Genomic DNA, 20,397 nt, shown 5'->3' with positions numbered 1-20,397 from the left:
GCCTCCTTCCATTATTTTGCTGTGTTGTCATCTTCCGTCGGTTCAGGTGGGCCGAGCCTGAAATCCAGCTGAACCAACAGTCCGTTTTGACGTTGCGCGGCACCGCCCTGAATACGGGGCTTATATTTCCATTGTTTCAGTGCATTAACTGCGCTTTTGTCGAAGACACCTTCCGGTGATGATTGAACAACGGTAATATTGTCAGTAGCACCACTTTCTGTGATATCAAACTGTAGTACGACTTCACCTTCCATCTCATTGTTCATCGCCTGTTGCGGATAAACCGGGTTCACACGCTTTACTGGTGCAGCTTTATTAACCTCATCGTGTTCAATCGGTGGCGTTGAGAATTTTGCCAGCGCGGTATTGGTACATAACGCACCCGCTACAAGAACCGACGCAATGATTGTGGCCTTATTAATTGTTGTAGGGTTTTTAATCGCATGTAGACGTTTAAGCATTGTACTTTTATCTCTTAGTGTAGGGTAAAGAGTAATGTGTCGTGAGGAATGCTCAGCACACTGCACAAGTGCTTTTGCATACGTATATTTCTCATCAGGTGAACTGCGTTTTAGCACCGCAGCATCGCAGGCTATCTCCTGACTGGTTCTGAATGATTTCACTGCCAGCCATAGAAGCGGGTTAAACCAAAAGGTGATCAGCAAACATAAAGCAAGAAAATTCCAGATATGGTCGTAGTGACGCCAGTGCATATTTTCGTGCTTTAAAATCAGCGCTTGTTCCTGCAAATTAAATTGTGACGAGAACTGCGCAGGCACCAGAATTCTGGGGTTGAGCGTACCAAATAACATAGGCGAGCTAATTTTCGCAGAGGTATAAACCTGAGGGCGCTTATGATCGGTGGGTACCAGTGTCCGGAAAATACGAAAATGAAAATAAAGGATATAGGAGATCAGCGCCACCGCGCCACCGAACCAGATAGTCAGCAGCCAGCTGATGTCACTTTGTTTCAGTGTTGGCTCTGTGCCCACAACAAAATAGCTAATATTCTCTGCCGGTAGCGAGATGATGCCGGCCGGTATATTGTTCAGTATCAGAATAGCGGGAACAAGCAACCACAGCCGATACATGAAGTTGGCACTTAGCTTTTCAGCAAAGCGGCTTTCCAGAGAGACCAAGACAATAAGGCTGACGGATAATGGCGCTTGCTGGGTCAGGATCCATTCAATCATGTTTATTTTCCCAAGCTTCTATGAAAGCTTTAAGCTCATCAACATCCTGCTTTGAGAGGTTACTCTGGTTTGCAAACCCGGCGACAAGAGGAGCCACCTTTCCTTTAAACAATCGCTTTACAAAATGCTGCGTTTCCTTTTCAGCGTAAAGTTCCCGTGCAATAAGTGGGTGATACAAGTATTGCCGTTGGCGCTTCTCAAATCCCAGAACCTGTTTTTTGACTAAGCGTCCTAACAGCGTTTTTACCGTTTTATCATGCCAGGGCTTTCGCTCATTTAAGCGATTTACTACTTCGCTGGACGTTACCGGGTGGTCATCCCAGATGACATCAAGGACGTCAAACTCAGCACTGGATATTTCTGGTTTTAAGGAAGGAGCCATTCTTTCACCTCTTGATTACACTTGTAGTCTTTCTTTTAGATTACATCTGTAATCAATAATTGCAAGAATTATTTTGAGTGATTATTGAACGGCCAGGTGCTTAGTGAGGTGTGAGTGCGAAGGCGAAAAATTAAAAAAAAGCCCGGCAATGAATGCCGGGCTTTTGATGAAATTGCTACCGATTTATTTAAGTTTTAACCGGCGACGAATGGAAAGCAATGCCAAAGAGAGCAGGCCTGCTATTCCCAGTGAACCGCCACCGCCGCTATCGGAATCGCCCCCCGACGAATCACCGCCAGTACCGCCGCCAGAGCCGCCACCGGAGCCACCGCCTGAACCGCCACCGGAGCCACCGCCTGAACCACCGTCACCAGAGTCGCCGTCATCACCGCTATCAGTAGTCATTGATTCAATGAAGCCAACCTGCTTATATAACCGGCTGTCACCAAACGTCACTTTAACGATTGAATATTGCTCATCAGTATTGGCGAAAAGGTCAGCCGGAGCGTTGATGTCTACTGTCGTATTTCCGCCGTCCTGTGAAACATTGAACTCCGGTGTCCAGTCAGCTAAACCAGAGACAACACTGACCGAGATGTCACCGCTATCAATTGTGTCGGTAATTACAACCTGCGCCTGACCGCCGTCGCCGTTTACCTTACCTACCAGTGTTGGTGCCGTGGCACGAGGAATAGCTTCGTACATTCCACGCATATCAAGACTTAACGAATACGTTTCGTTCGTACCAGCAAGGTTTACTGACATGCGAAGTAATTGTGGCTGAATTTCACTGTTTGTCAGCGTTTCAATCCAATCCAGGGAATCCTCGTAGTTTTCACTGATTTCGAAGGTGAGTTCGCGATTGTTGCCTTCACCTGACGCAGAGACTGTCAAAAACTGTTTAATGATATCTGCATCGTCATAAGCAATGTCAGCAAATGCATCACCGGTCAGTTTTGAGAAATACACATCAATTTGGTCGTTTGATACATCCGCATCATCGACATAGACCGGAACGGTTGTGGTAGAGCCAGGCACAGTGGACACGTTCACGTTATCAACAAAAAACCCTGCATCACCACGATATTCCTGCATGACACGAATAATGGGCAGCGTATTGCCATCCAGCTCAATCCAGTTCACCACAATCAGGCACGAACTGGTAGATGCATCTATCGCAACCGACGACTGGGTTGCACCCAGCTGTATTTCAGTATTGCCTTCGCCCGTGGTATAAACGCCCAGGTCGGTGCGATACAGATTACAGGTGTAGCCTGAGCCAATCAGTGTTTGTTCAACAGCTTCAGGCATAGGTGTCCAGCTAAGCGTGACATCAGATTCATTTTTTGTCAGCGATGAAGAGCTTTTGAAGTTAGAGCTGTTAACCGACAATTTTGCAGTCTTACGCAAAAATTGCGCATTGTCAGCCGCTTCATTGCCCTCGGCGCCTATATTGATGCCGTCTACCACTTCATTTGGGTTAGAGAAGAACGCAACACGTTCAGCATCAGCATCGTTATTTGATGCCATGATAGTGGCAACGTCTGAAGGCGCCAGAAATGCGTATGGGATGGCGCCTGGGACGGTTTCATCTAAAGAACTGCGCTCGTGATTCAGCGCCAGGTTGTGACCGAAAGCATGGGCTAGTTTGTCACTGCTAAATGGTAAGTAACGTACATGCGACTCTTTCACAAATCGCAGGCTTTGCTCTGCATTCATAGGGTCATTGTTGACAACCACCCGGGTATTAGCGCGACTGTCAAAGTTTTGGTCAAAGTCGCTGATATGCATCGTGCTAATGAAGTCAACTTCGCCTGAACCAAACTCTGCCTTGGCCATGACATCATCATTGGCCCAAAAGGCACCTTCATCATCAGCAATGAGGTAATAGTTTTTTACATCAACAGAGACATCATCAACGCCGGCTTCTGACAGGGCGGTATTAAATACGGCAAGATCCTGCTCCAGAATAGATTGCGGAGAGATATCGTCACTGGTATCTGCTGCATCTGATTCAGCTTGAACAAAGGTGTCAGCAGAAATGAAAAACGCTGCACCGGCTGCTTCAGGCAGTTCCGAAAGTGTTTCGCTAACGGTACGTTTAGTGTCGTAGCTTGTTGGACGAAGCGTGTGCCAATAAGGCGCCGCTGAAGTTTGCTGCACGCCCGGTACACCCGGCTCATTACCGGTGACTTTTACGTGATAACGGGAAAGCGTGCCACCTGTGTTCGTCAGACTTAAACTTTTCTGCGTGCCGTTTTCAAATAATATTGCACTGAGAGAATTACTGCGCTCCCGAATGACCAGCTTATCCGCCGAATCCGATGCAGTGTACGTATATGTCTGGCCAAACTGATCCGATGTTTTGGAAGAAAACATATAAGCCGTATCATTGATGATGATATCCCGCTTATAGGTCAGAGCTTGTTTTACCTCGGCCAAATTTGTCGAGGTGACTGATTCACGCTTAACAGTGTAATCAGGTTGTGCTGAAGCAAATCCGTTTTGAGAAAACGCCAGAGCGACAGCAAGTGTGAGTGTTGCTTTCTTGAGCATAACAATTCCTTTCCTTATTGCTAATGACCACCCATTAACAACCCTTTTTTATTGGTATTGCCGTTTATATCAGTCATAAATCGGAAAAGATCACACTGTGACTCATGATTTTGTATGATGATGTGTCAGCACTTCCCAATGGCTCGAAAGCCGTTACCCTGGTTGCGTAAATGGGGCACAAAACTAGTGTAACGGAATTTTTGACATTACACCCGTACAAGCTGAGCTGTGAGGAAAAATTTAGGGTGACTGCAGAGCGCCGTCACCCGTGACCAGAATCAGGTACCGCTATGAACCCCTTTCATGGAGCGACCTGAGGGATCAGCATTTTGTTTAAAGCTTTCGTCCCATTCAAGTGCCTCGGCGGTGCTACAGGCGATGGATTTACCGCCGGGCACACAACGCGCAGCACTCTCCTGAGGGAAGTAGCTTTCAAAGATGGTCCGGTAATAATAGCCTTCTTTAGTATCAGGTGTATTTACCGGAAAACGGAAATTGGCTGTAGCAAGCTGCTGGTCAGTCACCTGTTCCTCAACAAAGGCTTTTACAGAATCAATCCAGGAATAGCCGACGCCGTCGCCAAACTGTTCTTTCTGACGCCAGAGCACTTCCTCTGGTAAGGTATTGCCATCATCGAACGCTTTGCGCAAAATCCATTTTTCCATTTTTCCTTCAAGACACATCTTATCTTTCGGATTAAGACGCATCGCAACATCAATAAAGTTTTTATCCAGAAAAGGAACACGCGCTTCTACGCCCCATGCGCTGGTAGCCTTATTGGCACGCGCGCAATCGAACATATGGAGTCGTTCCAGCTTACGCACGGTCTCTTCATGAAATGCTTTGGCATCGGGGGCTTTGTGAAAATACAGGTAGCCGCCAAATATTTCATCCGAGCCTTCACCGGACAGCACCATCTTAATGCCCATGGCCTTAATTTTTCGCGTCATGAGGTACATTGGTGTTGCCGCGCGAATCGTGGTGACATCATAAGTTTCAAGCTTATAGATGACATCACGGATGGCATCCAGACCTTCCTGAATCGTAAAGTGAACTTCATGATGTACAGTACCGATTTTATCGGCGACTTTTTTTGCCGCGATAAGATCAGGGGAGCCCTCCAGGCCTACCGCAAAACTGTGCAGACGTGGCCACCACGCGTCTGTTTTATCTTCATCTTCGACGCGCTTGGCAACATACTGCGCCGCGACGGCCGACACCAGCGACGAGTCCAGTCCACCTGAAAGCAGCACTGCATAAGGTACATCCGACATTAAATGGGATTTTACTGCCTTTTCAAAAGCGGCTTTCAGTGCTGGTAGATCCGTTTCATTATTCGCAACATTGTCATATTGCATCCAGTCACGCTGGTAATACCGGGTCAGTTGACCATCTTTGCTCCACAGGTAGTGTCCGGGAGGAAACTCACTGATGGTTTTACACATTGGGGCCAGCGCCTTCATCTCTGAGGCGACATAAAAATTGCCATGCTCATCATACCCGGTGTAAAGAGGAATAATTCCCATATGATCGCGGGCAATGAGATAGGCATCCTGCTCATCATCATAAAGAATGAAGGCAAACATACCCTCCAGCTCATCAATAAACGAAACACCCTTTTCTTTAAACAAAGGCAAAATGACTTCGCAGTCAGAGCGGGTTTTAAAAGGGTAGGGACTCGCCAGATTCTCAGCAAGCACCTTGTGATTATAGATCTCACCATTCACGGCGAGAACATGTTGATTATTCTGACTGATGAGCGGTTGCGCACCAGTGTCTACATCAACAATGGCCAACCGTTCATGACACAGAATGGTATTATTATTATTCCAAACCCCAGACCAGTCAGGGCCACGATGGCGCAATAACTTAGCAAGCTCAAGGGCTTGGGTTCTGAGTTCGGACACATCGGTTTTGATGTCCAGGATACCGAAAATACCACACATAAAACGGGCTCTCTCTATCACAAATTAAAAAAGTGGTTTTTTCTGTCGTGTGCTGTAAGACGTCGCGGTTTTATTGTTATTTTTGATGTACAGCCCTGTTTACGAATGTGCCATTGTGACATGAAAAAGCAAGCTAAAACTGCATATTCCTTTCATAGAAAGGCCAGAAAATAAAAAGCCACCGGTAGGGTGGCTTTTTTAAACGCTACATATTAGGGAGCGAACTGCTGTTGTCGCTACACAGAGAACTTAATCTGTCTTTCTCTGGAATTCGCTTTGCTCGCTCCATTGCGGCCATTCTTCTGCATTGGCCACATTGACACCCACATCAAACAGCATCTGTGTATCCTGAGCGATACCACTTAAATCCCAATCGTCGCGGAATTCATCGCACACCTGATGATAACAGCCCGTAACAATCACATTCATCCGCTTACGATACTTCGCCGTCGCCTCATCAGCGGGCTCACTGCCGCCCTCAGCGTAAAGTGCAGGCACTCCCTGCTTGGCAAAACTAAAGTGATCAGAGCGGTAGTAGTAACCTGCTTCAGGTTTATCTTCCTGAGTCAGTGTTCTGTTCTGACGTTTAGCTGCATCTGCAAGGTATGACTCAAGATCCGATTTTCCTTTGCCTACAACAGCAACATCTTTTGTTTTGCCCAGCACATTCATGGCATCCATATTGATGTTTGCCACGGTATTCTCCATCGGGATGACAGGGTTGGCAGCATAATATTTCGAGCCTAAAAGGCCTTGCTCTTCGGCTGTCACTACTAAAAAGCTGATAGAACGGTCCGGACGAGGGGAAAGCTTACTGAATGCTTCTGCCATGACCAGGCTGGCTGCTGTGCCGGTGGCATTATCATGGGCACCATTGTAAATCTGGTCGCCTTCCAGGGACGCATCCTTACCCAGGTGATCCCAGTGAGCGGTGTAGACAACGTGCTCGTCTGGTTTTTCAGCGCCTGGCAACGTTGCTATTACATTATTGCTTTCGGATTTTTCAAATTTGTTTTTCACCGTAACGGAAGCCTGAACATCCATCGGCTGATGGTAAGGCCCCTTCATGGCTTTCGCCTTTTGTGCAGAAAAGTCCATGCCAGCATCGGCAAAAACCTGTTTAGCAGCATCCAGTGTCAGCCAGCCTTCTACGGCAACCCGGCTGGCGCCGCCATCTTTACTGACCAAGCCATACTGAGGACCGCTCCAGCTATTGGCGACCACAGACCAAGGGTAAGACGCGGGCGCCGTCTCATGAACGATGATCGCTGCCGCAGCGCCCTGGCGACTTGCCTCCTCGTACTTGTAGCTCCAGCGACCATAATAGGTCATGGTTTTACCCTGAAATTTACCCCCTTCAGGATTTTCAAAGCCCGGATCGTTAATCAGCATAACAACCGTCTTGCCTTTCACATCAACGCCTTCGTAGTCATTCCAGTCATATTCTGGCGCATTAACACCATAACCAACGAATACCACATCTGAATCGGTTACCGAAATTTCATCCTGTTCGCGTTTTGAAGACGCGACCATGTCATTTTTATACGCGAATGTATTGTTACCGATGGTCATTTGCATCTGTGGGTCAGCAGTAATTTCCATTAACGCCACTTTTTGCAGATAGCTGTCGCCATTGCCGGGTTGAAATCCGGCTGCCTTAAACTGCTTCACCAGATAATCCAGTGTCTTCTTTTCGCCCGCCGTGGTGGGCAGGCGCCCCTCAAACTCATCTGAAGAAAGTGTTTTCAGTGGTGACTTGATCTTCTCTGCGGTAATGCTGTTGTATGCCTCATCAAAATTAGACGGAGCATTGGTGGTAGATGCTGCGTCAGTTTGTTGTGCATTATTCTGTGGTTCTGAACAGGCCGTTACCCCTAAAAGGGCTGGTACCAGAACAGGCAAAAAGATTTTTCTCATTGTTGGTCTCTGTTTGCTCTACAATAGGCCTCAGTATAGAGAAACTCACCAGGCGAACCAATACTGATTTATGAATTCGAACGGCACACCATGGTCTTCTGTCTTTTCTGATAGTGTTCAGTCCCCACTTGTTCCACAGTTGCTTCAGCGACTCAACCTTCATCGCTACGATACATTTCCTTCTGCTACCCAGCTGCAGCACACTGCTGTCACTGAAACGGGCAATAAGTGGCGTGGTCCCCGGTTCAAAGCACAATCGGCGTTTGATGAAAAAGACGAACGCTATTATGAACAAATCATTGCTCAGGATGCTGACGTGCCGACCCGGGAAAATGACTGGCATGATTTGTTTAATGCCTGCATATGGATGCAATTCCCAAAAACAAAATGGTATCTGAACCGTCTGCATACTGAAGATATATTACTGTATGGGCAACACCCCAGAACCAAGCGTCGTAACCACATCACACATTTTGATGAATGTGGTGTGGTGCTGGCTGTTCCGCAACAGCATGTGTCTGGGGCCAACACTGTATTGCGGCACCTGGCTCAGCATGAATGGTACTCTGCATTTGTTGATTGTCACTCTTTATGGGGAAGGGTTATACACCCACGCATCTTCGGTCACGCCAATTACGAAATGTTGTTACATCCGTTTATCGGACTGACTGGCAAATGGATGGCTGTAATTGTACACGATTCATTTGAAAGAGCCGATTTCAGCGAACAAAATAGATTATTGGATGAGGCAATAGAAGCCAGAATCAGGGCGTTTGACGGATTTGCACGCTGCGGGGCATTACCACCGCTACCCTTGTTAGGGGTTCCTGGCTGGCATCATTCACAAACTAGTGCTTTTTATGCCAACCAGGAATATTTCCGACCTTTGCGAGGGCAGGCCAGAGATGAACAATTACCGTTAAGACACCAATAAGACAATTGCCCAGATACCGTAAATCAGTATGTAAGGCGCTAACACAATGATCGCCGCTTTCTTGGTAGAAAAGCTTGTCCATTGCGTGATCCCTACTATTGCTAAATATACTGTCCACAATGTAATAATGCTGGCTGCCTGAGCCAGCGCTAACCACGAAGAGTGAATGTCGACGCTGAACAGATAAGCAAGTGACAGTGGTTGTAGGACGTTAGGCGATATCTGATGAGAATCGGCCATCGCCAGCAGAATAAGCGCAATGAGGGAAGAGAGAAGTACCGGCATCATAATCCACCAGGTGAATCCGTACCAATCAGTAAATCCCTGCACATTTTTTTCATCGGACTTCGTTGCCAGGTGCAGATACAACGCCACCAATGCATTAAACAATGTGATGCCGATTAATGGGCCTACGATAGAAGAAATCGTATACAGCTTAGGGCTTTGAGCATTTCGAAACTGTTCCATTTCAGCGGGTGAAACATCGCCCATGCCGGCAGCGGTCATATCTACGAACCACTGAAAGTCGACCGTGGAAAAATACAGGTAGCTGGGTAATATAGCTGCTACCATGACCACGAAAAACGGAATCCAGGACCAGTTGTTTTTGTGTGCCAGTGCCTGAAATACCCCGCGAGGCTTGAAAAAAATATTATTACAAGCCTGAAGCGGGTTGGTGACAGTTTGCATCCGATGCTCCTTTTAAATTTTAATACTGTCGTATGGATGCATAGCATACCCTGTTTTATGAGGGAAAAAACTGTACCAGAAACATCTTGAAGCAATTTTTTTTATAAGTTGTAATTTTCGCGCAGTAAAGTGGTCTGCGAGCATGCTAATTGTTAGGGAGTAACAATGATAACAATAAGTCACTTAGCGAAAAAATTCGCAGTGGACAACCCCAAAAAGCTGAGTGAGCAGGAGCAGCAGGATCCAAGGCTAAACGGCAAGTTTTTTCACTCCGTTCAGGATGTATCCCTGACATGTGAAAAAGGCGAGGTAGTGGGTTTGCTCGGTCCCAATGGTGCTGGCAAAACAACGACGTTGAGAATGCTTTCTACTGCGCTGAAACCTGACAGTGGCGATATTCAGATTGATGGCAACAGTGTTGTCACCAAACCGCTTCTGGCCCGGAAAGCTATCGGGTTCCTGTCAGGTGCAACCGGCCTGTATGGACGCCTTACCGGCCGTGAGAATATCGAATATTTCGGTCAGTTACATGGTATGTCAAAAAGGGCCATTGATACCAAAATTGACGAGCTAGCCGATGTACTGGAACTGCATACTTTTCTGGATCGAAAATGCGATAATTTTTCAACCGGTATGAAGCAGAAAACTGCCATTGCCCGGGCTGTCATCCATGATCCTTCCCTGGTTGTATTGGATGAGCCGACAACGGGCTTGGATATTATGGCCGCACAAACGGTACTTAATTTCATTAATGGTTTAAAAGAGAAACGCATACCCGTTATTTTTTCTACTCACCACCTCGGCGAGGTTGCTGAGCTGTGTGACAAGGTCACGGTAATTAATAATGGTCGTACTGTTTTTAATGATTCGCTGGCGAACTTTAAAGCTTTGGCACCAGACTCATTGCATCAGGCATTCTTAACTACATTGTCAGGGAAGTGAAACCATGTGGAAGGTATTTTTAAAAGAGCTGAAGGAAGTAGTCAGAGATAAAAAGACGATGTTCTTCATGATTTTGTTGCCGCTGCTGTTATTTCCGGTGATCATTGGCGGTGTGGCGTACTTCTCCAGCAAAGCGGCCGAAGATGCGCAAAATGAAGTGCTCAGATACACCCTGATAAACGCCCGGGCAGCCCCCGAACTGGCTGACACGATTCAGCAAGCAAAGGGGTTTGAACAGGTTGAGCTGGCTGACGGTGTTGAGATCAGACAGTGGGTAAAAGAGGACAATGTAGATTTTGTTCTTGAGTTTCCTCAGGGCTTTGTCACAGATCCCTTGCAATCAGGTGAGCACAGACTGCAGCTTTATTATAACGGTGCAGGGTTCAACGCAATAAAATCGAGGCTGGAGAAGCTGATTGATCCAATTGCAACCAGCGCACAGCGAAATGCTTTTGCATCCATCAATATTAGTGAAGAGCAGCAAAAGGTTTTGATAACACCTATTTCGCTGGAAGAAATCAATGTTGCTGACTCACGAGAGAATATTGGCGAAGTAATTGGTGGAATGGTTGCCTATGTTGTTTTCATTCTTTGCCTGCAGGGGGGCATGATACCGGCAGCAGATCTCGGCGCTGGTGAAAAAGAGCGGGGCACACTTGAAACGTTGCTTATCTCGCCGATTGATCGCAATAAGATAGTCTTTGGTAAGTTTCTGACAATTGCGGTAGCCGGGGTAACGACCGCGCTTATTACGGTATTGAGCATGGCAATATGGGGCGTAATAGCCGGCCAGGGGCTCGCCATTGAAGCGATAAGCAGCTTTCTGGACGCTATCGATGTACTGGATCTCATTCTGGTCTTTCTGATGCTGATCCCGGTCGTGGCCATTTTCTCAGCGCTACTGCTGAGTTTATCCATCTATGCAAAAACGTTTAAAGAAGCGCAGGGTTATATGGGGCCACTGGTAATTTTTGTGATCGTGCCAGTCATACTTGCCGCGATGCCGGGTATTGAGCTCGAGGGCGTCTGGGCGTGGGTACCACTAACCAATGTGGCGTTGGCAATGAAAGAATTAATAAAAGGTACGATGGATTATTATCAGCTTATTGGCATATTCGTATCCACCGCGATAATAGCCGGTCTGCTTTTGGGCTTCTGTGTTCATTGGTTCAATAAAGAAAAAGTGCTATTCAGATAATAAAAAGGGCGTTCAGTGTGAACGCCCTTTTTTGTTTTACAGGTAATACCAATTCAATGTTATCAACACAATGCTTGAATACATTATTGAGATAGGAAACCCAAATTTTGCGAAGTGGCCGAACTGATAATTAGTGGCATTATAAACCAGCAGGTTGGTTTGATATCCGTAAGGAGAGATAAAGCTGGCACTTGCCGCAAATGCCACACAAAGTGCAAAAGGCATTAAGGGCGCATTGATGATTCCCACCAGTCCGTAGGCGAAAGGAAACATCAGTGCCGCTGCAGCATTGTTTGTCACAAACTCAGTTAACAGCAGCGTTGCAAGATACACAACTACTAATGCAACAAACCAGTTCGTATCGGCCAGATAGGGCAACAAAAAGTCAGTGCTTAAGGCTATGACGCCCGAGCCTTCCAATGCAGTCGCCAGACTTAGTGCGCCGACGATTACCACAATCAAATTAAGCGGCAAATTACGTTTAACTTCCGCATTTGAGGTCACACTGGCACCTATCAGTACCGCGGCAAAAAACAGTAATCCGATGGCCAGCGAGAGTATTTCTGCAGCGGAAAGTGCTACTACCAGCAGGAAGCCACCGACCGTAATCCATTCCTGTAAATTGCTCAATGGCCGACTTATTTTTTGCTCAGAGAGAACAAAAAAATTGCGGGACAGGTTATGTCTTGAGTGAAAGTCAGGGCCTGCTGCTAATAGAAGAAAATCTCCCGCTTGCAGTTTGATTTCGCCCAACTTACCCGAAAGCTGTTCGCCGTCCCGACGAATCGCCACTACAGCCGCGTCGAACAATGCCCTGAAGCCCAGCGCTTTAAGCGTTTGACCGATAATTTGAGCACGGTTTGCCACAATCACTTCCGTCAGGTTCTCACGTAAGATCCCGTCGGCTTCAGCAAAGGTGGTTAGCCCTTTAATATGACTCAGATTATCGAGCTTTTGTACGTTACCTGAAAATATCAGTTTATCGTTCTCGTGAATCACAAATTCAGGGGTAATTGGTGATATAAGCTGTCCGTCACGAATAATTTCTACCAGAAAGAGCTCAGGGAGATTTCGAAGATGATTTTCCTCAACCGTCTTCCCAATCAATTCTGACCCCGGATCAACGTCAGCCTCAACAGTGTAAGCACGGTAATTTGCTTCTTTATTGGCGATACTTGGCAGAAAGCGTGTCATCAGAAACATCAGCACACCGCAGCTTAACCCTGCTACCAGACCAAAGAGTGTGAAGTCCCAGAACGCAAAGCCAGGATGTCCGTGTTCCTGTAAAAAACTATCTACAATGAGGTTTGTAGATGTACCAATAAGCGTCACTGTGCCTCCCAGTATGGCCGAATAGGACAGAGGGATAAGCAGCTTGGAAGCAGGGTGGTACTGATTTTGTTTTACCGGACCGATAAGGCTGGCGACTATTGCTGTGTTGTTCAACAATGCTGAAGAGAAAAAGGTCAGTCCGAACAGCCGCCAGTATGAGCTGGTAAAGTTAGCTGTCACAAGTTTCCGGCCTAATCGTTTTATAAGCGCAGTCTTGTCTATGGCTGCACTTACCATCAACAACAATACAAGCGTTACGAGACCTTTATTGGTGAGATTATCCAGAATGTCATCAAAGGATACCTGTTTGGTCACCAACAAGCCCAGCATCAGCAGCGCAAATATCGTTGAGGGGCGCTGATTCGTCATTATCAACGCAAAAATAGTGCTGAAGAAAGCCCCCAGCACTATAACTTGATTTACATCCATATTGTATTGGACCTGCGTTTACAGCTTGCTGATATCAAGTGCATTCCAATGTGGGAAATGCTTTCTTACCAACTCATTAAACTCAAGTTCAAACTCAGAAAATTGCTGAGATGCATGCTGGTCACTGCCAGACAACTCATCAATAATCATCCCGGCACCTACCGTTCCGTTGGTCATTCTGTCGATAACAACGAATGCGCCAGTACCCGGGTTTTTCTTGTAAGGGTCACAGGCAACCTGCTGGGTAAACTTAAGATCCACTTCGCCGATCTCATTCAGGTTAAGGTGCGCTGCGCCTTTCTGTTCCAATGTATTCACATCAATCTGATGATTTACCTGTGCTACAGAACCTGAAGTCGTTTTCGTCGCAAACTTAAAGTTGTATTGCTTATTCGGCATCATTGGCTCTTCGGCCATCCATACCAGATGCGCTTTAAACTGACTGTTGTGCAATGGCAAGTTGTCAGATTTTGCAATCATGTCGCCACGAGAGATATCAATCTCGTCTTCAAGCGTTAACGTGATAGCCTGAGGCGGATACGCACGATCCTGCTCACCTTCAAATGTCACGATTGATTTTACTTTCGATGTTTTCATCGAAGGCAAAGACGTGATTTCATCACCAGGTTTTATCTCACCAGAAACAACGGTACCGGCAAAGCCACGAAAATCCAGATTAGGACGATTAACATATTGCACCGGGAAGCGGAAATCGTCAGCGTTGACATATTTACCAACTTCGATGGTCTCAAGCAATTCCATTAATGGCATGCCATCGAACCAAGGCATATTTTCGCTTTTGTTCACCACGTTGTCGCCGTCAAGCGCTGAGATAGGAACAAAACGGATATCCGGGAAGTCCAGATTTTCCGAAAACTTCAGATATTCTTCCTGAATTTCCTTGTATTTATCTTCACTGAAGTCAATCAGGTCCATTTTGTTGATAGCAACAATGACATGCTTGATACCAAGCAGATTCGCCAGGAATGAGTGACGCTTAGTTTGCGTTTTGACGCCAGCACGAGCATCAACCATCAAAATCGCAAGATCACAGGTAGACGCGCCCGTAACCATGTTGCGGGTGTACTGTTCGTGTCCAGGGGTATCCGCGATAATAAACTTACGCTTGTCGGTAGAAAAGTAACGATAAGCAACGTCGATGGTAATACCTTGCTCACGCTCTGACTGTAGACCGTCAACAAGCAGGGCCAAATCGACTTTTTCGCCCGTTGTACCCATCTTTTTGCTGTCTTTAGTAACTGCAGCAAGCTGATCTTCATAAATCATTTTTGAGTCATGAAGCAGACGGCCGATAAGCGTACTTTTACCATCGTCAACACTACCGCATGTCAAAAAACGGAGGAGATCTTTCTTTTCATGTTGTTCCAGATAAGCCAGAACGTCTTCTTTTAATAAACTGTTTTCGCTATTCATACTATGCGCTCACAAGAAAATAAGGGTTCAACACTGACTCTTTCTGATTGTAAGAAAGGTCTTCTGCATTGGCATTTAGAGGGTCAGCCGGATCAAGCACGGTAACGGAAGCACCCGCCGCCGTTGCAACCGCATGGGCGGCACCGGTATCCCATTCTGAAGTGGGGCCAAGACGAGGATAAAGATGCGCCTCTCCGGTCGCTACTAGGCAAAGCTTCAGTGAACTACCCATGGCTACCAGCTCTGTTTCACCATCAAGCTGCTCAAGCAGATTTTTGATTTCCGGGCTTTGATGAGAACGACTGCCAACCACTTTCCAGGTTTCACCATCGCTATGTTGCTTGGCTGAAATAGGCGTGAAGTCACTGCCTTGTTGCTGCCAGGCACCTTTACCAACCAAGCCAACATAGGCCGTTTCCTTAGCCGGGGCATAAACTACACCCATGGTCGGTTTGCCATTGTCAATTAAGGCGATATTCACAGTGAACTCGCCATTTTTCTTGATGAATTCTTTTGTTCCATCAAGCGGGTCGACCAGCCAGTACTGCTGCCATGTTTTACGTTCATCCCAGGAAATATCTGCTGATTCTTCCGATAACACCGGCAAATCAGAAATAGATTCAAGTTCAGATACAATAACATTGTGAGCCGCCAGATCCGCTTCAGTCAGCGGGCTGGTATCCTGCTTCTCATAAATTGCGAAATCTTTTTCGTAAATCGCCATGATCTTATCGCCCGCAAGCTTGGCGATACGCAGAACCTGTTCTGCTAATGGATCAGGTAATGCCATTATTATATCAATCCTTTTTCATTCAACAGGTTAAATAAGCGCTCGGCAGTTGCCTCAGCAGATTCGTCCTGATATTCCAGATGTACTTCAGGGTTTACCGGTGCCTCATAGGTTGAGTCTATACCGGTGAAGTCTTTGATTTCGCCATTACGCGCCTTCTTATACAACCCTTTCGGATCGCGCTGTTCGCAGACAGCCAGCGGCACATCGACATAAACTTCCACGAATTCTTTTTCCTGCAACAATTTGCGGCAAAAGTCGCGGTCAGTTTGAAACGGTGAAATGAAGGCCGTAAGTACAATCGTGCCCGAATCAACGAACAGTTTTGCCACTTCACTGATCCGGCGGATATTTTCTACCCTGTCTTTGTCAGAAAAGCCCAGGTCGCCGCACAGTCCATGACGGATATTGTCGCCGTCAAGCAGGTAAGTCAGTTTACCTTCTTCAAAAAGTTTCTTTTCAAGCAGATTAGCCAAGGTCGATTTGCCTGAGCCACTCAAACCTGTCAGCCAGATTACGCGTGGTTTCTGGCCTAGCTTGTCTGAACGGGTTTGCTTGTTAACCTCGTGTTTGTGCCAGACGATATTGGTGGCCATATCAGAAGTATCCTTCCATTTTTTTCTTCTCCATGGAGCCAGCACTATCGTGGTCAATAACACGGCCCTGACGCTCTGATGTTTTGGTCAGTAGCATTTCCTGGATAACTTCAGGTAGGGTATCTGCTTCTGACTCAACGGCACCGGTCAATGGGTAGCAACCCAGAGTACGGAAACGTACAGAACGCATTTCAGGCGTTTCGCCTTCTTTAAGTGGCATTCTGTCATCATCGACCATGATCAACACGCCGTCGCGTTCAACGACCGGACGCGGCTTCGCCAGATAAAGAGAAGGGATATCGATGTTTTCAAGATAGATATATTGCCAGATATCCAGCTCAGTCCAGTTAGACATAGGGAAAACACGGATACTTTCGCCTTTGTTTACCTGAGAGTTGTAGATGTTCCACAGCTCAGGACGCTGATTTTTCGGATCCCAGCGGTGATTGCTGTCACGGAAAGAATAAACGCGCTCTTTTGCACGAGACTTCTCTTCGTCACGACGCGCACCACCAAATGCTGCATCAAACTGGTATTTATTTAACGCCTGTTTAAGCGACTGTGTTTTCATGATGTCGGTATGCTTAGCACTACCGTGACTAAATGGGCCAACACCTTGCTCAACACCTTCCTGGTTGATGTGTACCAGAAGATCAAAGCCATATTTCTTGGCCTGACGGTCACGAAACTCAATCATCTCCTGGAATTTCCACGTCGTGTCTACGTGAAGCAAAGGGAAAGGAATTTTACCAGGGGCAAACGCTTTACGCGCCAGGTGAAGCAATACCGAGGAATCCTTTCCTACAGAATATAGCATGACCGGGTTATCAAATTCGGCGGCTACTTCGCGAAAAATGTGGATGCTCTCGGCTTCGAGCTGTTTTAAATGGGTGATAGACGGTATTTCTGCTGTCATTTTTCGAGTCCGATTGTCGAGTGATATATGAAACGATTATATGTATAGAACTCTAACATATTTAGATCAAATTGTTGTATGCCATTTAGCTATACGAAATAGCACTTTTATACCTGTTACGAAAAACTAAATAAAAAGTTTTAGTTTAAAATAAAAACATGCTTATTTGTGCTGTTGCTCACTTACTTGTTATGCAAGCAATCAGCCATCTGTGAGCAGATACAAAAAAACCACCGCTATGCGGTGGTTTTTATTAGCTTCGTACCCGATTAGGCATGTTCTTTAAGCTGTTGCTGAAATTTATCGAAGGTATCCTCGACTCCCTCTCTGGGGCTGCCAGATTTTGACAAAATCATAATTGTCAGACTGGAAAGGATAAATCCGGGAACAATTTCGTACATCCACTCAGACAGACGCTGCCCCTGAATTTCTACCGGGAAGTAAATCCAGAACAATACGGTGACTGCGCCGACAACCATACCGCCTAGCGCTGCTCTGCGCGTCATGCTTCGCTTGAACAAACTGAACAATACCAGTGGGCCAAATGCAGCGCCAAAGCCTGCCCAGGCATTGCTGACCAGGGTCAGAATTGTACTGTCTCTGTCATAAGCCAGATAAATTGCTACAGCAGCCACCACCACAACCGAAATACGACCGGCAATAACCAGCTCTTTATCCGATGCATCACGACGTAAAAAAGCTTTATAGAAGTCTTCTGTCAGCGAGCTGGACGTTACAAGCAGCTGAGATGAAATAGTACTCATGATCGCTGCCAGAATGGCCGCGAGCAGGAAGCCTCCAATAAGCGGGTGGAACAAAATTTGTGACAGGTAAATGAATACCGTTTCAGGGTCGATAGTGTTGCCATTTCCCGTCACATAAGCCAGACCGAACAGCCCCGTCATGAGTGCGCCAATAATGGACACAATCATCCAGCTCATACCGATATTTCGTGCCGCGGGTACATCTTTAACAGAGCGGATTGCCATAAAACGAACAATAATGTGCGGTTGGCCAAAGTAACCAAGACCCCATGACGCCAGTGAAATAATGCCGATTATCGATATTGCTGTTCCGGACTCAGCATTCATGAAGGGATCAAAAAGCGCAGGGTCGATGCTTTTCAACGAGTCGACTGATGCGCCAAGCCCGCCCAGTTCCATAACAACGACAATAGGGACCATGACCAAAGAGATGAACATGATACACCCCTGAACAAAGTCGGTCATACTGACAGCCATAAAACCGCCTATCAGCGTGTACGTAACAACGACACCAGCCGTAACGTACAGCCCCATTTCATAGCTTAGGTTAAAAGAGCTTTCAAACAGTTTACCGCCGGCTACCACACCCGATGAGGTATAAAGAGTAAAGAAGATAACAATAACCACTGAGGCGATAATACGAAGTATGCGGGTATTATCTGCAAACCGGTTTTCAAAGTAGTCCGGTAGTGTAATGGAGTTCTGAGCGACCTCAGTAAATACCCGAAGCCGTGGCGCGACGAGCAGATAATTGGCAAACGCGCCGATCACCAGACCGATTGCAATCCAGCCGGCTGAAATACCCTGCAAATACATCGCGCCGGGTAGTCCCATCAGCATCCACCCACTCATATCGGATGCACCTGCCGACAGGGCAGTGACTGCCGGACCCAGTTGTCTGCCACCCAGCATGTAGCCTTCAACGTCGGTATTGGTCTGGCGATACGCGAAAAGCCCAATCCCCAACATTACAACGAAGTATAAACCTAAAGAAATTATTGTACCTGTTGCCATATTTTCTTCCTTTTTTCTGGCATGCTAACAGGAACTTACGTAACTCTCTACGAATCGGGACAAAAATCGTTGTAACTTTTCACCCACACAGAATTAACCATAAATAAAAGGTATTGTTGATATTCGCACTTCATACTCTAGGCTGAGAATACCATCGTGTTTTTCAGCTTTTCAGTGAGAGGGACAAGATTAACGTCTTTGTCACCGACAACCAGAATCCGTGCTTTCTGTAGGGAAAAGCTTGTCCCCCGATACTGTTGGTTTTCAAAATTTTGAGGAATTTGCTGCTCAGCATCTGGTGGCACAACAAACACCGACACCAGGCCGGCAGGGGTATCGAGAATTACATGTAAACTTCTGGTCAGCTGTAAATGGCAAAAGTTAGCCACCTTAATATCACCTACCGGATTTTTCATCATGCCACCAAAGCTCGCCAGCTTAGCGTTTACCTGATCCAGATCTACGGTGTAGCCGACCTGTGGAATTTCTTTGCTAAGATGTGTCACATGCGCCAGAGCATGATCCTGCAAGCGGTCAGACGGTTACATAAACCACATGGTGGCACTGATCCCCGTCACTAATGCTACCGAGGCGGCCAGCGCAACATACCAGCGCTGTTTTCTTTTTTGCTGTAAATACTGCCTGGTACTTTGTTGCCAGATAAGTTTGTGGGCCAGCTCATCCGGCACCGGTACTTTGGTAGCATCTTTAAGCTGCGCATTCAGCTGGCGGGTTTGTTGCAAAAATATGCGTTTTTCCGGATCGCGGGCTGCAGCATCAAGAATATCCTGATCAACGGTATCGGGATCTTCATAGACTCGGCGTCTGAATGTTAAGTCATCCATTATGTCTGCCTTTTTCACCATTTTGCTTGCTCAGTAATTCTTTTAGCTGGTTCCGCGCGCGGAAAAGCCGGCTCATGACCGTGTTTTTATTCAGGTTGAGCTGAGTGGCTATCTCATCACCGCTGTAACCAAATAATAACTGAAGTATCAAGGGCTCCCGATAAGGCTCTGAGAGCATTAGCAGTAGTCGCTGCATGTCGGCTTCCTGAAGTGACTGCTCTGTAAAAACGGTGTCGTCCACTACCGGATTGGTGTCGATATCTACAGTATCGAACTGCTTTTTTTCAAAGCGTCGCGCGTTTTCCCGGCGCACAATCGTAATCAACCAGGCTTTTGCTGCCTTTTCATCCTTTAATGCATCCAGCGAACGCCAGGCTCGCAGAAATGTCTCCTGAACCACGTCTTCGGCAATGCTTTTATCTTTTATAAGATAAAACGCATAGCGGTAGATGTCGGCATGAAATGCGTGTACCAGTGCTTCATAGCGTTGTTGTTTTTCGTTCATGCAAGATAAGACCT

Annotated in this window: 16 protein-coding genes and 1 pseudogene; 3 read left to right on the top strand and 14 right to left on the bottom strand. The window is 46.6% G+C overall.

The window, feature by feature from the left end:
* Window positions 1-11: 11 nt before the first annotated feature.
* The 5 genes from HHX48_RS05545 to HHX48_RS05525 all read right to left on the bottom strand — a co-directional run bounded on the left by HHX48_RS05545 (window position 12) and on the right by HHX48_RS05525 (window position 7,994).
* The gene (locus HHX48_RS05545) at window positions 12-1,193 is read right to left on the bottom strand and encodes a M56 family metallopeptidase (RefSeq protein WP_191023020.1); all 1,182 of its coding nucleotides are present in this window, start codon (window positions 1,191-1,193) and stop codon (window positions 12-14) included.
* Window positions 1,186-1,575: a BlaI/MecI/CopY family transcriptional regulator gene (locus tag HHX48_RS05540; RefSeq protein WP_191023018.1), complete on the bottom strand. Its 390-nt coding sequence runs from the start codon at window positions 1,573-1,575 to the stop codon at window positions 1,186-1,188. Before HHX48_RS05540 ends, HHX48_RS05545 begins: the two co-directional genes overlap by 8 nt.
* A gap of 183 nt (window positions 1,576-1,758) precedes the next feature.
* Window positions 1,759-4,131: a hypothetical protein gene (locus HHX48_RS05535; protein WP_191023016.1), complete on the bottom strand. Its 2,373-nt coding sequence runs from the start codon at window positions 4,129-4,131 to the stop codon at window positions 1,759-1,761.
* A 278-nt stretch (window positions 4,132-4,409) separates the two neighbouring features.
* Entirely contained in the window at window positions 4,410-6,077 is a 1,668-nt protein-coding gene (gene asnB, locus HHX48_RS05530) for an asparagine synthase B (protein WP_191023014.1), read from the bottom strand.
* A gap of 249 nt (window positions 6,078-6,326) precedes the next feature.
* Window positions 6,327-7,994: a M28 family metallopeptidase gene (locus HHX48_RS05525; RefSeq protein ID WP_191023012.1), complete on the bottom strand. Its 1,668-nt coding sequence runs from the start codon at window positions 7,992-7,994 to the stop codon at window positions 6,327-6,329.
* Window positions 7,995-8,064: 70 nt separating this feature from the next.
* Between HHX48_RS05525 and HHX48_RS05520 the strand changes: the two genes are divergently transcribed.
* Window positions 8,065-8,928 carry a DUF3025 domain-containing protein gene (locus HHX48_RS05520; RefSeq protein WP_191023010.1) on the top strand — a complete coding sequence of 288 codons (864 nt, stop codon included), beginning with the start codon at window positions 8,065-8,067 and terminating at the stop codon, window positions 8,926-8,928.
* Here HHX48_RS05520 and HHX48_RS05515 read toward each other — a convergent pair.
* The gene (locus HHX48_RS05515) at window positions 8,914-9,618 is read right to left on the bottom strand and encodes a Yip1 family protein (protein ID WP_191023008.1); all 705 of its coding nucleotides are present in this window, start codon (window positions 9,616-9,618) and stop codon (window positions 8,914-8,916) included. The two genes, HHX48_RS05520 and HHX48_RS05515, sit on opposite strands and share 15 nt — an antisense overlap.
* A 165-nt stretch (window positions 9,619-9,783) precedes the next feature.
* Here HHX48_RS05515 and HHX48_RS05510 point away from each other — a divergent pair, with 165 nt between their 5' ends.
* Entirely contained in the window at window positions 9,784-10,560 is a 777-nt protein-coding gene (locus HHX48_RS05510; RefSeq protein ID WP_191023006.1) for an ABC transporter ATP-binding protein, read from the top strand.
* Between the two features lie 4 nt (window positions 10,561-10,564).
* On the top strand, window positions 10,565-11,758 hold the full coding sequence (locus HHX48_RS05505) for an ABC transporter permease (RefSeq protein ID WP_191023004.1): 1,194 nt from the start codon (window positions 10,565-10,567) through the stop codon (window positions 11,756-11,758).
* Between the two features lie 36 nt (window positions 11,759-11,794).
* On the opposite strand, the gene HHX48_RS05500 is transcribed toward HHX48_RS05505, so the two are convergent.
* From HHX48_RS05500 to HHX48_RS05460, 8 genes and pseudogenes are all read right to left on the bottom strand, one after another.
* On the bottom strand, window positions 11,795-13,519 hold the full coding sequence (locus HHX48_RS05500) for an SLC13 family permease (RefSeq protein WP_191023002.1): 1,725 nt from the start codon (window positions 13,517-13,519) through the stop codon (window positions 11,795-11,797).
* Between the two features lie 18 nt (window positions 13,520-13,537).
* Window positions 13,538-14,953: a sulfate adenylyltransferase subunit CysN gene (gene cysN / locus HHX48_RS05495; protein WP_191023000.1), complete on the bottom strand. Its 1,416-nt coding sequence runs from the start codon at window positions 14,951-14,953 to the stop codon at window positions 13,538-13,540.
* A gap of 1 nt (window position 14,954) precedes the next feature.
* Window positions 14,955-15,743, bottom strand: a complete 789-nt coding sequence (gene cysQ / locus HHX48_RS05490) for a 3'(2'),5'-bisphosphate nucleotidase CysQ (protein ID WP_191022997.1) — start codon at window positions 15,741-15,743, stop codon at window positions 14,955-14,957.
* A gap of 2 nt (window positions 15,744-15,745) precedes the next feature.
* Window positions 15,746-16,339 (bottom strand): adenylyl-sulfate kinase, encoded by a 594-nt coding sequence (cysC, locus tag HHX48_RS05485; RefSeq protein ID WP_191022995.1) that lies wholly within the window; start codon window positions 16,337-16,339, stop codon window positions 15,746-15,748.
* Between the two features lies 1 nt (window position 16,340).
* On the bottom strand, window positions 16,341-17,255 hold the full coding sequence (gene cysD / locus HHX48_RS05480; RefSeq protein ID WP_191022993.1) for a sulfate adenylyltransferase subunit CysD: 915 nt from the start codon (window positions 17,253-17,255) through the stop codon (window positions 16,341-16,343).
* A gap of 269 nt (window positions 17,256-17,524) precedes the next feature.
* Window positions 17,525-19,033: a sodium/proline symporter PutP gene (gene putP / locus HHX48_RS05475; protein WP_191022991.1), complete on the bottom strand. Its 1,509-nt coding sequence runs from the start codon at window positions 19,031-19,033 to the stop codon at window positions 17,525-17,527.
* Between the two features lie 137 nt (window positions 19,034-19,170).
* Window positions 19,171-19,878, bottom strand: a pseudogene (locus HHX48_RS18680) (DUF3379 family protein).
* Window positions 19,871-20,383: a sigma-70 family RNA polymerase sigma factor gene (locus tag HHX48_RS05460; RefSeq protein ID WP_263406916.1), complete on the bottom strand. Its 513-nt coding sequence runs from the start codon at window positions 20,381-20,383 to the stop codon at window positions 19,871-19,873. Before HHX48_RS05460 ends, HHX48_RS18680 begins: the two are co-directional and overlap by 8 nt.
* Between the last annotated feature and the right edge of the window lie 14 nt (window positions 20,384-20,397).

The sequence above is a fragment of the Salinimonas profundi genome, assembly GCF_014750655.1.
Lineage (GTDB): Bacteria > Pseudomonadota > Gammaproteobacteria > Enterobacterales > Alteromonadaceae > Alteromonas > Alteromonas profundi_A.
The sequence above is the reverse complement of the archived record's forward strand: the minus strand, read 5'-3'. Positions and strand labels throughout refer to the sequence as shown.